The organism is Nocardiopsis sp. iso_186 (genome assembly GCF_056173365.1).
Window position 1 is genome coordinate 1,989,817 of record NZ_CM149670.1, and the last position, 12,125, is coordinate 2,001,941.

A 12,125-nucleotide genomic window follows, 5' to 3' on the forward strand; every position below is an offset into this window, starting at 1 on the left:
AGTGATGACCATGGTCACGTACCAGCAGTCAATGGGTTGTCGTCAACCGCTTCGCGTGGGGTGGATGCGCTACGGCCGCATGTGGATGGAACACCAGACCGATCGTGCGGTGGTGCGGGTGCGCACCGCGGGGATCGCGGCACGGTCGGTTTCGGTTCCGGGCGCCACCGCCGTGGCCTCCGGTGCCGCCTTGGCGGCTTCGTTGGCCGCGGGAGCCAGGACGGTCGTCGCCCAGCGGGTGCCGGCGCGTCCTCGGCCGATGGATGACGGTGCGCTTCTGGCCACCGCCGTCCTGACCGGGTTGGGGGCGCTGGTCGTCGCCGTGCTGCTGGGGTTCTCCCTGGCGGGGTGGATGGCGACCACGCCTCACGACGCGCCGGCCGTGGTCGGCGGGGTCGCGGTGGGTGCCGCGTTCCTCGGTCTGGGGTACCTGGTGTTCGCGTCGCACCGTCGGCGCGGCGAAACACGACACGCGAAGAATCGGTCGGCCTGACGGGGACGGCGTCCCGGCTCGTGGCGGCGGGCCGGGGCCGTCCTCCCCGGCCCGCCGCGCACGGCTCCTCCCTCGTGGCACGAGAAAAGCGGCACACGAGGTGGTTCTCTAGAGAGCCGATTGCTCCATATCGACACACAAGCGCCGGCTAGTCAACCTTTATGTGGCTCTGTGTCCGTTTGCTGGGGTGTGTCACGGTTGCCTGGATGACATGTTCCGAATTTCCACCGACGCGTGAACACACTGACCAGCGAAGGGCCAACGGTTAATCCAGCTTCACCGTAACGCCCGTGTGTCACAGAACGGTAGCGTTCGGCGAACCCGTGACGTCCGACGACGGAATGCGGCCATGCCCGTATGTCGAGTCCGGTGTCCGTGCGGCGACCACGGGGTCGGCTCACGCGTCGAAGTCGTATTGGAGGACGTACGCCGAACCGTCCAATGTCATCTCGTTGAGTTCCACCGCGCGGTGTTCCTTCGTCAACGCAACCCGCATGACGTGCATGACCGGAGTCCCCGGGGAGAGGGAGAGCTTCGTGCGCTCGTCGGGGGAGGGCATGCGAACCCGGATCTCCTCGGTGAAGTGAGCCGGAGCCTGCCCCAATTCGGCCAGGCGGGCGTAGATTCCGCCGGGGCCGGTGTCTGGACGGGTCACCGAAGTTCCCGCTACGAGCTCGGCCGGCAGGTAAGAGGTCGCCAGCTGCATCGGCCGGTCGTCCAAGCGGTAACGGCGCCGCCGCCGCAGGACCCTGTCGCCTTCGTCCAGGTCGAGGGCGCGTGCCACGTGGGCGGGCGCGCGCATCTCGCTCACGGTGACACTGTCGGTGGCAAAAGGCCGTTCGGCGGTATCGGCTCCCCAGATGGCGCGGCCCGTGCTCCACAGCTCTTTCGACAGGCGTCGTCAACCGTGTCGCACCAGCGGACTGAAGCCGCGCACATATACGCCCGAACCGCGCACGGCTACCGCGATTCCCTCGTTGATGAGGACCGAAAGCGCCTGACGTGCTGTCGCGCGAGCGACTCCGTGCCGTTTCATCAGCTCGTTCTCGCCTGGGATGCGGTCTCCGTCGGAAAGCTCCCCTGAGGCGATCGCGATGCGCAGTGTGTCAGCTATTTCTCGGTAGACCGGCGGGGAGTCGTTTTCGGGCGTCAGCACTCAGTTCATCCTCTCGACAAGCGCGAGACTCATACATCCGGTATGTCCGATCAATAGCCGCTTCATGCCTAAATTGCGGTTATCCGAATTTGAGTGATCTCGGAGATAATTTGGCTTTGTGTCGGCAGCCAAGTTATCGGGACGGTTCGCCGACTGGGCGGACGGGGCGTGCCCGGCCGCGTACGGCGTGTCCACACGTGCGACTGTGCGTCCTGCCCGTCGTGAGCGGTCAGGGTCTGGTGTAGCGCAGGAACAGCGACCCTTCGGCCTCTGCGAGCGCGGCCAGACACATCCGCTGCACCTCCGGCCGGGGGCCACCGGTGACGATCCGATCTGCTCCGGGGCCTGCCAGCGTGGGACTCATGGTCAGGCACAACTCGTCCAGAAGATTCGCCCCCGTCAACTCGCCCAGGAGCCGGGGGCCGCCCTCGGTCAGTACCCGGTGCAGGCCACGATCGCCCAGAGCGGCCAATACTGCCGCAGGCTCGACCGACTCCTCCCCGGCGACGACGACGTCCGCGTGCTCGGCCGCGGCGATCCTGCGCTCCCGCGGGGAGTTCTCGGTGGTGAAGACGATGGTCCGCGCGTCGTCGGGAGCATCGCGCAACAGTTCCGGCTCCAGGTCGAGGCCGCGCGTCACGACCGCGATGCGCGGGGTGGCGGGTCGGCCGGTGCGCAACCGGTCCCATACCTCGCGGGGGCGCACCGGACGGTAGCGTTCTGCCCGTGCGGTACCCGCACCGGTCAGCACCACGTCGGCGAGTCCGCGCAGGACTCCCATGAGCGCGCGGTCGGCGGGGCCGGAGAGGTCCCGGCTGCGCTGGGAGGGCCCCCAGGCGGCCCCGTCGGTGCTGGTAACCATGTTGGCCCGCAACCAGGGGGCGGAGAGCCCGTCCGGATAGGCGTAGCCCGCCACGAGGTCGAAGTCGTCGCACGCGTCGGGGAGGAGCCGCCGAAAGCGCGGCGGAGTTGGGGAACTCATGGTCCCTGAGATTAGAGCCTCGACCATCGCCACCTGCGATTGGGACGCCCTACCCGCCCGGCGTGGCGCGTTTTCGGGCCGTTCTCCTTCACCCGTCCCTGTCTCCCGCGGGCCGGGCGCCGGTACGGAACCGGTGCCCCTTCCCCGCCGCAGACACTCTGCCCCGGTGTTCCCAGGGGCGCCCACTAGCCCTCGGACACGCGTTTGAGCATCAGGAAGGCGCGGTCGATCACTGTCACGGTGCCGTCCGGCAGAGCGAACGGCCGGTCGCTGATATCGGGATCGGCGGTGTCGAGCACCGTCTCCCACGCGGTGCCGTAGCTCTTGTCCGGCACGGTGAACGCCACGTCAGTGGCCCCGGCGTTGAGCAGCAGCAGGAAGGAGCCGTCGTGCACCCTGCGCCCGGTGGGGTCCGGCTCGGTGATGGCGTCGCCGTTGAGGAAGATCCCCAGCGCCTGTTGCCCGTTGCCCCAGTCGTCGTCGCTCATGATCGCGCCGTCGGGCCGCAGCCACGCGATGTCGCGGAGTTCGTCGCCGTTGGGCGACACGCCCTGGAAGAATCGTCGGCGCCGGAAGACCGGATGGGCACGGCGCAGGTGGGACAGCGTACGCACGAACTCCAGCAGGTCCTCCTGCTTCTCCGCGTGCTTCCAGTCCATCCAGGCGATCTCGTTGTCCTGGCAGTAGGCGTTGTTGTTGCCGCCCTGCGTGCGGGCGATTTCGTCGCCGTGGGACAACATGACCACGCCCTGCGAACAGAACAGTGTGGCCAGGAGGTTGCGCACCTGACGGCGGCGCAACGACAGGATCCCGGGGTCGTCGGTGGGGCCCTCGACCCCGCAGTTCCAGGACCGGTTGTCGTCGGTGCCGTCGCGGTTGTCCTCGCCGTTGGCCTCGTTGTGCTTGTCGTTGTAGGACACCAGGTCCGCCAGCGGGAAACCGTCGTGGCAGGTCACGAAGTTGATCGAGGCGACCGGGCGCCGACCGTCCGCCTGGTAGAGGTCGGAGGAGCCCGATATGCGGGAGGCGAGTTCGGGCAGTACCGGATGACCGCGCCAGAAGTCGCGCACGGTGTCGCGGTACTTGCCGTTCCACTCGGTCCACAGCGGCGGGAAGTTGCCGACCTGGTAGCCGCCGGGCCCGACGTCCCACGGTTCGGCGATCAGCTTGACCTGCGAGATCACCGGGTCCTGCTGCACGATGTCGAAGAACGTGCTGAGCCGGTTGACGTCGTGGAACTCCCGGGCCAGCGCCGAGGCGAGGTCGAAGCGGAACCCGTCCACGTGCATGTCCAGCACCCAGTAGCGCAGCGAGTCCATGATCAGCTGCAACGAGTGCGGGTGCCGGGCGTTCAGCGAATTGCCGCAACCCGTGTAGTCCAGGTAGTAGCGCTGGTCGTCATCGCGTACCCGGTAGTAGCTGAGGTTGTCGATACCGCGCAGCGACAGGGTCGGTCCCATGTGGTCGCCCTCGGCGGTGTGGTTGTAGACCACGTCGAGGATCACCTCGATGTCGGCCTCGTGCAGGGCCTTGACCATGGCCTTGAACTCCTGCACCTGCTCGCCGCGCGTTCCCGTGGCCGCGTACCCGCTGTCGGGGGACAGGAAGGCCAGGGTGTTGTAGCCCCAGTAGTTGGTGAGGCCGCGTGCCACCAGGGCGTGTTCGGGCAGGGAGTGGTGCACGGGCATCAGCTCGACCGCGGTCACCCCCAGCGACTTCAGGTACTCGATCATGACCGGGTGGGCCAGGCCGGCATAGGTCCCGCGCAGGGACTCGGGCACGCCGGGGTGGCGCATGGTCAGCCCCCGCACGTGCGCCTCGTAGATCACCGTCTCGTGGTAGGGCGCGTTGGGGCGGTGTTCGTTGCCCCAGTCGAAGAACGGGCTGATGACCACGCACTTGGGCAGATACGGTGCGCTGTCGCGCGTGTTGACCTTGGCGGGGTCGTCGAAGTGGTAGTCGAAGAGCGAGTCGTGCCAGTCGATTCGGCCGTCGATCGCCTTGGCGTAGGGGTCCACCAGCAGTTTGGCCGGGTTGCAGCGCAGACCGCGGGAGGGGTCGTGCGGCCCGTGCACCCGGTAGCCGTAGCGCTGCCCCGAGCCCACGCCCGGCAGGTAGCCGTGCCAGACGTGGCCGTCCTTCTCGGTCAGCACGATCCGTGTCTCGGTGTCGTCCTCGTCGAACAGGCACAGCTCGACACCGGTGGCTATCTCCGAGAACAAGGAGAAATTGGTTCCGGAGCCGTCATAGGTTGCACCGAGCGGATAAGAGGTACCGGGCCAGACTTCCACCATGGACACGTTTCTCTCTGCAATGCGCGGGTGCGGACGGACCTGGTTGTTCCGCTATAGCGTGCGGTCTATGCCTGCGTTGGGTTATCGACACCCGATTGTGCTGAGAAGGCGCGGATGAATGCTCGCAAAAACCCGATGCCGGCTAATTCGGGCTGCTGTGAATCCGCGAATGATGGCGAAGGTTTCCCGGTGCGGTCATGGCCGGTTCCGGTCGATGATCGCTCCGACGTCGGCTGCCCGGTCCAGCGTCCCGAAAACGTGGCCGCGCCCGTCACCGAGGCGGGATGCGACGAAGGCATCGGCGACTGCCGGGGGTGCATGGCGTACCAGAAGGGCTCCCTGCAGGCACAGCGCCATCAGTTCCACCACTGAGCGCGCGCGGTACTTGATGCCGTCCGTATCGGCGAGCTCCGCGCGCAGGCGGGTGACCGCTGCGTCCAGGCGGATGTCGCCTCCGGCTGCCAGGTCGAGTTCGGCCAGCAACGCCGCGATACTGTCGGGTTCGCGCTCTATCGCACGCAGCACGTCCAGTGCCGCCACGTTGCCCGCCCCCTCCCAGATCGAGTTGAGTGGCGACTCGCGAAACAGTCGCGGCATCCCCGACTCCTCCACGTAGCCGTTGCCACCCAGGCATTCCAGTGCCTCGGCGACGTGCGGTGCCTGGCGCTTGGTCACCCAGAACTTGCCCACCGCCACGGCAAGGCGCCGAAAGGCGATCTCCTCGGCGTCGCCGCCGATGGCGCGATCGGTCGAGCCGGCCAGGCGCAGCATCAGGGTGGTGGCGGCCTCCGACTCCAGCGCGAGGTCGGCCAGTACGTTGCGCATCAGTGGCTGTTCCAGCAGTGCCCGGCCGAAAACGTACCGCTGGCTCGTGTGGTGCACGGCCTGGCCCAGCGCCGCGCGCATTCCGGCCGCGGAACCGATCACGCAGTCCAGCCTTGTGCTGTTGACCATTTCGATGATCGTGCGCACCCCGTGCTCCGGGTCGCCGACCGGCCAGGCCAGCGCCCCGTCGTACTCCAGTTCGGCGGATGCGTTGGAACGGTTGCCGAGTTTGTCCTTGAGACGCTGGATGACGAGGGCGTTGCGGGAACCGTCCTCCAGTACTCGCGGCACCAGGAAGCACCCCAGCCCCTCGGGGGACTGGGCCAACGTCAGGAAGAGGTCGCCCATCGGAGCGGAGGTGAACCACTTGTGGCCGCGCAACCGGTAGGTGCCGTCAGGAGCGGGCACTGCCTGGGTGGTGCCCGCCCGGACGTCGGAACCGCCCTGTTTCTCGGTCATCGACATGCCTGCCAGTAGCCCCTGCTTGGTGTGGGGAGGCCGCAGCCCGAAGTCGTAGGAGCGTGCGGTCAGCAGCGGCTCGAACTGCTTGGCGAGTCCGGGGGAGTGGCGCAGAGCCGGGATCGCGGCGTAGGTCATGGACATCGGACATCCGTGGCCGGCCTCGTTCTGGCTCCACACGAAGAACTTGGCGGCCCGAGCCACGTGCGCCCCGGGCCGGTCCTCGGCCCACGGGGCGGCGTGCAGGCCGTGCGCCACTGCCGTGTCGGTGAGGACGTGCCACGCGGGGTGGAAGTCAACCTCGTCGATGCGGTTGCCGTAGCGGTCATGGGTGCGCAGCACCGGTTCGTTGACGTTGGCCTGCTCGGCCCATCCGTGCGCCGCAGCACTCCCGGCCAGCTTTCCGAGCTCGGAGAGTTCACCGGCCGCCCACCCCGCGCCCTCGCGTTCGATCCCCTCGGTCAGCGCGGCGTCGTCGGCGACGTCGTAGTCCTCCAGGGGGGAGGGCTGATTGAACACCTCGTGCGTGGGGGGCATGGCTGCTGGCTTCCCTTCCGGCCGGTCCTGGCGTGCTTTCCACCCTAGTCGGAGGGGGCGGCGATGAAAATGAATCGAATTCATTTTCTGTCCCTGTCCCTGCTCCTGCGCCGACGCCGGTCCGCCGTGCACTGCCCTCCCGGTCGGTGCGGTGGGGCGGAAACAGCCGTGCGCCCGGCCCCATGAGGGAACCGGGCGCACGCGGGACCGGATCAGCGCGTCGCGCAGCCCGAGGCCGGTACCGGACGCAGCGCCGCGTCGTAACGCGCAACGACGATCTCGGCCAGTTCCGGGCAGTCGCCCAACGCGTCCGACACCACCACCGCGCCGGCCGCCTCCGCCTGCTGTGCCACCCGATCGGCGAAGAAACCCGGTGCTAACAGGTAGGTGGCCACCGCGACCCGACCCGCACCCTGTGTGCGCAGCAGCTCCACCGCTTCACCGGGAGTGGGAGCGGACGCGGAGGCGAAGGCCGGGCGCACCGCACCCCAGTCCCCCCGCTCGGCCAGCCGACGCGCCATCTCGGTGACCACCGCGTTGGCGCCCGCATCGCTGGAACCGGCTGATGCCAGCACCAGCGCGGTGTCGGGCCCCGCCGTCGCACCCGCCTCGGCGAGCCGCCGCTCCACCGCCGCCAGCAGCAGTGGATCAGGCCCCAGGGTGTCGGCGTAGCGGACCTTGAGCCACGGGTAGGCCGTACGGACCCGGGTCAGGACCCGGGGCAGGTCCACCTTGCTGTGGTAGGCCGCCGTCAGCAGGGCCGGCAGCACCACGACCTCTCCCGCACCCTGGGCGGCCAGCGTCGCCACCGCGGTCCCGGGATCGGGGGAGACGTGGTCCAGGTAGGCCACCCGCACGTCCAGTCCCGGCCGCAGTCGGCGCACCCGGGCGAAGAGCGCCTCCACGGCGGCGGCCGAACGCGGGTCCCGGCTGCCATGTGCCACCGCGATCAGTGGTGCCCGCTCCGGGACCGGACGGGTGTTGCCGCCGGTCACAGGTGAATACCGCATTCCGTCTTGCCCGTCCCCGCCCAGCGCCCGCTGCGGGGATCGGCCCCCTCCTCGACACGCCGGGTGCACGGTGCGCACCCGATCGAGGGGTATCCGTCGTACTGCAGCGGGTTGACCAGCACACCGTGCTCGGTCATGTAGGAGTCCACGTCCTCCTTGCTCCACCGCGCGATCGGGTTGACCTTCACCATCTTCTTGCGCTTGTCCCACTGCACGACGCCCACGTCGCGCCGGGTCGTGGAGTCCGCGCGGCGCAACCCGCTCAGCCACGCGTCGTACGGTTCCAGCGCGCGCTTGAGCGGTTCGACCTTGCGCAGGTGACAACAGATGTTGGGGTCGCGTCCGTGCAGGCGCGGACCCAGGTCGCGGTCCTGCTCCGCCACGGTGCGCAGCGGCTCCACGTTGACCAGGTTGATCGGGTAGATCGCTTTGACCGCGTCCCGGGTGCCGAGGGTCTCGGCGAAGTGGTAGCCGGTGTCCAGGAAGATGACGTCGATCCCGGGCACCACCTTGGAGACCAGGTCCACCATGAGGGCGTCAGCCATCGAGGAGGTCATGCACAGCCGGTCGCCGAAGGTCTCCGACGCCCACCGGATGATCTCCTGGGCGCTGGCCTCCTCTAGCTCGGCCGCGGCCCCGGCTGCCAGCGCGGCGCCGTCCAGTGTGACGTTCATGCGTTCTCCTCCAGCGTCGGTGTAGCGCGTCCCGCCTCGGCGATGGCAGCGGCACGAAGGCCCACGAACTTGACCCGGAACACGCGGGCGCACGAGGCGCAGGCCCAGGCATAGCCTGATCCCTTCTCCCCGTCCCCCTCGTGCGGTTCCAGGTCTTCGTCACCGCAGTAAGGGCAGTAGTAGGGTGCGGCTCGCTCGCTCATCGGCGGGCCACCTCCGCGCGGTCCGTTCGGTGTCCGGTACTCACTTGAGGTCCGCCTCCTCGGCTCGGGTCACCCAGGTCGCGAACGCCTCGCCCTCCTGCTTCTGCGCCAGGAAACGGCGCAACACCCGCTCGACGTAGTCGGGCAGTTCCTCGGCGGTGGCCTTGAGCCCGCGTACCTTGCGGCCGAACCCGGCCGTCTCCAGGCCCAGGCTGCCGCCCAAGTGGATCTGGTAGCCCTCGACCTGGTTGCCCGCGGAGTCGGTGACCAGTTGGCCCTTCAGCCCGATGTCGGCCACCTGGATGCGCGCGCAGGAGTTCGGGCAGCCGTTGACGTTGATGGTCAGCTGCTCGGCGAACTCCGGGAGCCGTCGCTCCAGCTCCTCGATCAAGGTCATCGCCCGCCCCTTGGTCTCGACGATGGCGAGCTTGCAGAACTCGATGCCCGTGCAGGCCATCGTCTGACGGCGGAAGGTACTGGGCCGGACCTGGAGGTCCTCGGCTTCCAGCGCCGCCACGATCGACTCGACCCGGTCCTCGTCGATGTCGAGGACGACCAGTTTCTGGTCGGTGGTCGTACGGATGCGGTCCGACCCGTGTGCCTCGGCGATATCGGCGACTCGGTCCAGGAGGGTTCCCGAGACCCGCCCCACCCGCGGGGCGAATCCGACGTAGAACCGGCCGTCCTGCTGGCGGTGCACGCCCACGTGGTCGCGCAGCGAACCTTCGGCGATACCGGAGTCGGGGCCGTCCGCCAGCGCGTAGCCGAGGTACTCCTTCTCCAGTACCTCGCGGAACTTCTCGGCCCCCCAGTCCTTGATCAGGAACTTGATGCGGGCGCGGTGGCGCAGCCTGCGGTAGCCGTAGTCGCGGAAGATGCCGCAGACTCCGGCCCAGACCTCGGGCACCTGCTCGGGGCGTACGAAGGTCCCCAGCCGCTTGGCCAGCATCGGGTTCGTGGACAGGCCCCCGCCCACGTACAGGTCGAACCCCGGGGCGCCGTCGGGGCCGATGACGCCGATGAAGGAGATGTCGTTGATCAGTCGGGTGTCGGCGGTCAACGGGTTGCCGCTGATGAGGGTCTTGAACTTGCGCGGAAGGTTGGAGAACTCGGGGGAGCCGATGTAGTCGTCGTAGATCTTCTGGATCTGCGGCGTACCGTCGATGATCTCGTCCTCGGCGATTCCGGCCAGTGGACAGCCCAGGATCACCCGGGGGGTGTCGCCGCACGCCTCCATCGTGGACAGTCCCACCGACTCCAGCCGGTCCCAGATGGCAGGCACGTCCTCGACCCGCACCCAGTGCAACTGCACGTTCTGGCGGTCGGTGATGTCGGCCGTGTCGCGCCCGTAGGCGGTGGAGACCTCGGCCACGGCCCGCAGCTGGGCGACGCTGAGCTGACCGCCGTCGATGCGCACGCGCAGCATGAAGTAGCGGGCGTCGAGCTCCTCGGGTTCCAGGACCGCGGTCTTGCCGCCGTCGATGCCCGGTGCGCGCTGGGTGTAGAGACCGAACCAGCGGAACCGGCCGCGCAGATCGGCCGGGTCGATGGAGTCGAAGCCCCGCTTGGAGTAGACGTTGATGATCCGATCGCGGACGTTGAGTCCGTCGTCGTTCTTCTTGTTCTCCTCGTTCTTGTTCAGCGGTTCACGGTAGCCGAGGGCCCATTGGCCCTCGCCGCGGCGGGGACGGGCGGTCGCTGCTGATGCGGGAGGCATCGCGGGGTCCTCCGAAGTCTCTGGGTGTCAACCGAGCCGCGGGTCGAGGGCTGGTACCCGGGAGCGCGGCCGGCGGTGCGGGTTGTGGACCGGCCCAGAAGACGTGCATCCCGCAGGGCTCCCGTACCGTGGACGTCATTGTGCGCGTGGCAGGGAGGAAGCGAGAGAGCGAGAGCAACGTCGGCGCTGAGCTGGCCCCGTATAGGGCGGAAATAGCTACAAAGCTGGCGTGGAATCAACCGACGTTGCGACAGATGGCGCTGCGGACCCGAAGGAAGTCCACGTGCCGGCGCACGCAGAGCATCGGGTCGATAGCAGCAGTCATAGGAACGACAATGACATGCCGGAGAAACCTTTGTCCAGGCATGGGCGTCCCGGCTCGACAGTGAGCCGCGTCACGTTAACTACCTTTAACTGACTGATTGAGTGGGATATGTGGCGCAGTGGTCACGGTTCGCCATCGAAACGGTGTGAATCCATAGCCTGTGCCGTGTAGGGCCCGCCCTGTGCCGGTTCGAACAGTAGCTTTGACCTGTGCGACGCATCTCGGACCGGATCCGCCAGGCCGCGGAGGACGCGCGTGACCGCCATCCGCGTACTGGCGCGGCCGGCACACTCGTCGTGCGTACCGTCAAGTCGGTCATTCGGGTGCGTGTCCTGGGGCTCGCCGCCGAATCGGCATTCTTCACCCTGTTGTCGCTGCCGGCCCTCCTGCTTGGACTGCTGGGCACCCTCGGCTACTACAGCTCGGTGCTCGGCGCCGACACCGTTCTGGAGATCCGGGTCTGGATCCTCGACCTGGCCGCCCGGGTCCTGACCAGCGAAACCGTGGACTCCCTGGTGGCACCCCTGGTCAACGACTTCCTCGGCGGTGTCCAGGGCGGGATCATCTCGCTGACCTTCCTGGTGTCGCTGTGGTCGGGGTCGCGGGCCATGAGCGTCTTCATCGAGTCGATCACCATCGCCTACGGACTGGCCGATGTGCGCGGCTATATCCATCACCGCGGGCTCGCCTTCCTGGCCTACCTGGGCGGACTGTTGTTCGCGCTGCTCGTGTTGCCGGTCCTGGTCGCCGGTCCCGACCTCATCCGCCGCCTGCTGCCCTTCCTTGACGAGCCCTTGCGCCTGGCCTACTGGCCGGCCGTCGGCATCCTCCTGCTGGTCTGCATCGTCACTCTCTACACGGTCAGCGTCCCGGTGCGCACCCCGCTATGGCGCCACCTGCCCGGCGGCATCCTCGCGATGCTGATCCTGCTGCTGGGCTCGGTCGGCCTGCGGGTCTACCTGGACGTCTCGTTCGGCCAGGTGAGCATCTACGGTTCCTTGGCCGCCCCCATCGCGATCATGGCCTGGCTGTACGTCATGGCGCTGGCGATCCTGATCGGCTCCTCCCTCAACGCCGAGATCGACGCGATGTGGCCCACCCCCACAACCGCTGAGGCCCGCGCCGAGATCGCTGCCCGCCGGCATGCCTGGGCCGTGCGCAACGTGCGCTACCGGGAGGAGGCGCTACAGAGCCTTGCCGAGAGCACGGAAGCCAAGAAAGGCAACAACGGCAACGATGACACCCCCGGCGAGACGGTGACCGACGGAGCGCCCCCCGTGGACACCGGTGCTGTTGGCCGAGAGGACGCCCCCGACCGCCCCGTCCCCGATGACGTCGCTGCCTGTCCCGCGCCCGCCGTCCCTGTTGCCCGGCCTGCCGGTGAGAGTGCGACCATCGCATCGCGCACCACCGAGGACCACTGATCCCCGACCCCGACCCGACGAGTATC

General features: G+C 68.2%; 9 protein-coding genes and 1 pseudogene. 2 read left to right on the plus strand and 8 right to left on the minus strand.

Annotated elements, in window-relative coordinates:
• Positions 1-4: 4 nt before the first annotated feature.
• Entirely contained in the window at positions 5-493 is a 489-nt protein-coding gene (locus AC0VYP_RS08910) for a hypothetical protein (protein WP_475473440.1), read from the plus strand.
• 397 nt (positions 494-890) lie between these two features.
• Here the strand turns inward: AC0VYP_RS08910 and AC0VYP_RS08915 are convergent.
• The 8 genes and pseudogenes from AC0VYP_RS08915 to AC0VYP_RS08950 form a co-directional block, all read right to left on the minus strand.
• Positions 891-1,649: pseudogene (locus AC0VYP_RS08915) on the minus strand (GntR family transcriptional regulator).
• A 229-nt stretch (positions 1,650-1,878) separates the two neighbouring features.
• A complete protein-coding gene (locus AC0VYP_RS08920; protein WP_285760421.1) occupies positions 1,879-2,631 on the minus strand; it encodes a pyrimidine reductase family protein in 753 nt (250 codons plus the stop codon).
• Between the two features lie 185 nt (positions 2,632-2,816).
• The gene (glgX, locus tag AC0VYP_RS08925; protein ID WP_475474204.1) at positions 2,817-4,925 is read right to left on the minus strand and encodes a glycogen debranching protein GlgX; all 2,109 of its coding nucleotides are present in this window, start codon (positions 4,923-4,925) and stop codon (positions 2,817-2,819) included.
• A gap of 195 nt (positions 4,926-5,120) precedes the next feature.
• Complete coding sequence (locus tag AC0VYP_RS08930) at positions 5,121-6,746, minus strand: acyl-CoA dehydrogenase family protein (protein WP_285760419.1); 1,626 nt, start codon at positions 6,744-6,746, stop codon at positions 5,121-5,123.
• A 212-nt stretch (positions 6,747-6,958) separates the two neighbouring features.
• The gene (locus AC0VYP_RS08935; protein WP_475473441.1) at positions 6,959-7,756 is read right to left on the minus strand and encodes a sirohydrochlorin chelatase; all 798 of its coding nucleotides are present in this window, start codon (positions 7,754-7,756) and stop codon (positions 6,959-6,961) included.
• Positions 7,738-8,430: a phosphoadenylyl-sulfate reductase gene (locus AC0VYP_RS08940; protein ID WP_285760417.1), complete on the minus strand. Its 693-nt coding sequence runs from the start codon at positions 8,428-8,430 to the stop codon at positions 7,738-7,740. Before AC0VYP_RS08940 ends, AC0VYP_RS08935 begins: the two co-directional genes overlap by 19 nt.
• A complete protein-coding gene (locus tag AC0VYP_RS08945) occupies positions 8,427-8,633 on the minus strand; it encodes a hypothetical protein (RefSeq protein ID WP_285760416.1) in 207 nt (68 codons plus the stop codon). The genes AC0VYP_RS08940 and AC0VYP_RS08945 overlap by 4 nt, the downstream gene beginning before the upstream one ends.
• A gap of 40 nt (positions 8,634-8,673) precedes the next feature.
• Positions 8,674-10,350 (minus strand): nitrite/sulfite reductase, encoded by a 1,677-nt coding sequence (locus AC0VYP_RS08950; protein WP_475473442.1) that lies wholly within the window; start codon positions 10,348-10,350, stop codon positions 8,674-8,676.
• Between the two features lie 534 nt (positions 10,351-10,884).
• Between AC0VYP_RS08950 and AC0VYP_RS08955 the strand changes: the two genes are divergently transcribed.
• The gene (locus AC0VYP_RS08955) at positions 10,885-12,099 is read left to right on the plus strand and encodes a YihY/virulence factor BrkB family protein (RefSeq protein WP_475473443.1); all 1,215 of its coding nucleotides are present in this window, start codon (positions 10,885-10,887) and stop codon (positions 12,097-12,099) included.
• Positions 12,100-12,125: the final 26 nt, after the last annotated feature.

What these genes read in the sequence shown, in the direction of transcription:
- AC0VYP_RS08910 (WP_475473440.1), top strand. Translation starts at nt 5, where the DNA reads ATGACCATGGTCACGTACCAGCAGTCAATGGGTTGTCGTCAACCGCTT.
- AC0VYP_RS08920 (WP_285760421.1), bottom strand. Translation starts at nt 2,631, where the DNA reads ATGAGTTCCCCAACTCCGCCGCGCTTTCGGCGGCTCCTCCCCGACGCG.
- glgX (WP_475474204.1), bottom strand. Translation starts at nt 4,925, where the DNA reads ATGGTGGAAGTCTGGCCCGGTACCTCTTATCCGCTCGGTGCAACCTAT.
- AC0VYP_RS08930 (WP_285760419.1), bottom strand. Translation starts at nt 6,746, where the DNA reads ATGCCCCCCACGCACGAGGTGTTCAATCAGCCCTCCCCCCTGGAGGAC.
- AC0VYP_RS08935 (WP_475473441.1), bottom strand. Translation starts at nt 7,756, where the DNA reads ATGCGGTATTCACCTGTGACCGGCGGCAACACCCGTCCGGTCCCGGAG.
- AC0VYP_RS08940 (WP_285760417.1), bottom strand. Translation starts at nt 8,430, where the DNA reads ATGAACGTCACACTGGACGGCGCCGCGCTGGCAGCCGGGGCCGCGGCC.
- AC0VYP_RS08945 (WP_285760416.1), bottom strand. Translation starts at nt 8,633, where the DNA reads ATGAGCGAGCGAGCCGCACCCTACTACTGCCCTTACTGCGGTGACGAA.
- AC0VYP_RS08950 (WP_475473442.1), bottom strand. Translation starts at nt 10,350, where the DNA reads ATGCCTCCCGCATCAGCAGCGACCGCCCGTCCCCGCCGCGGCGAGGGC.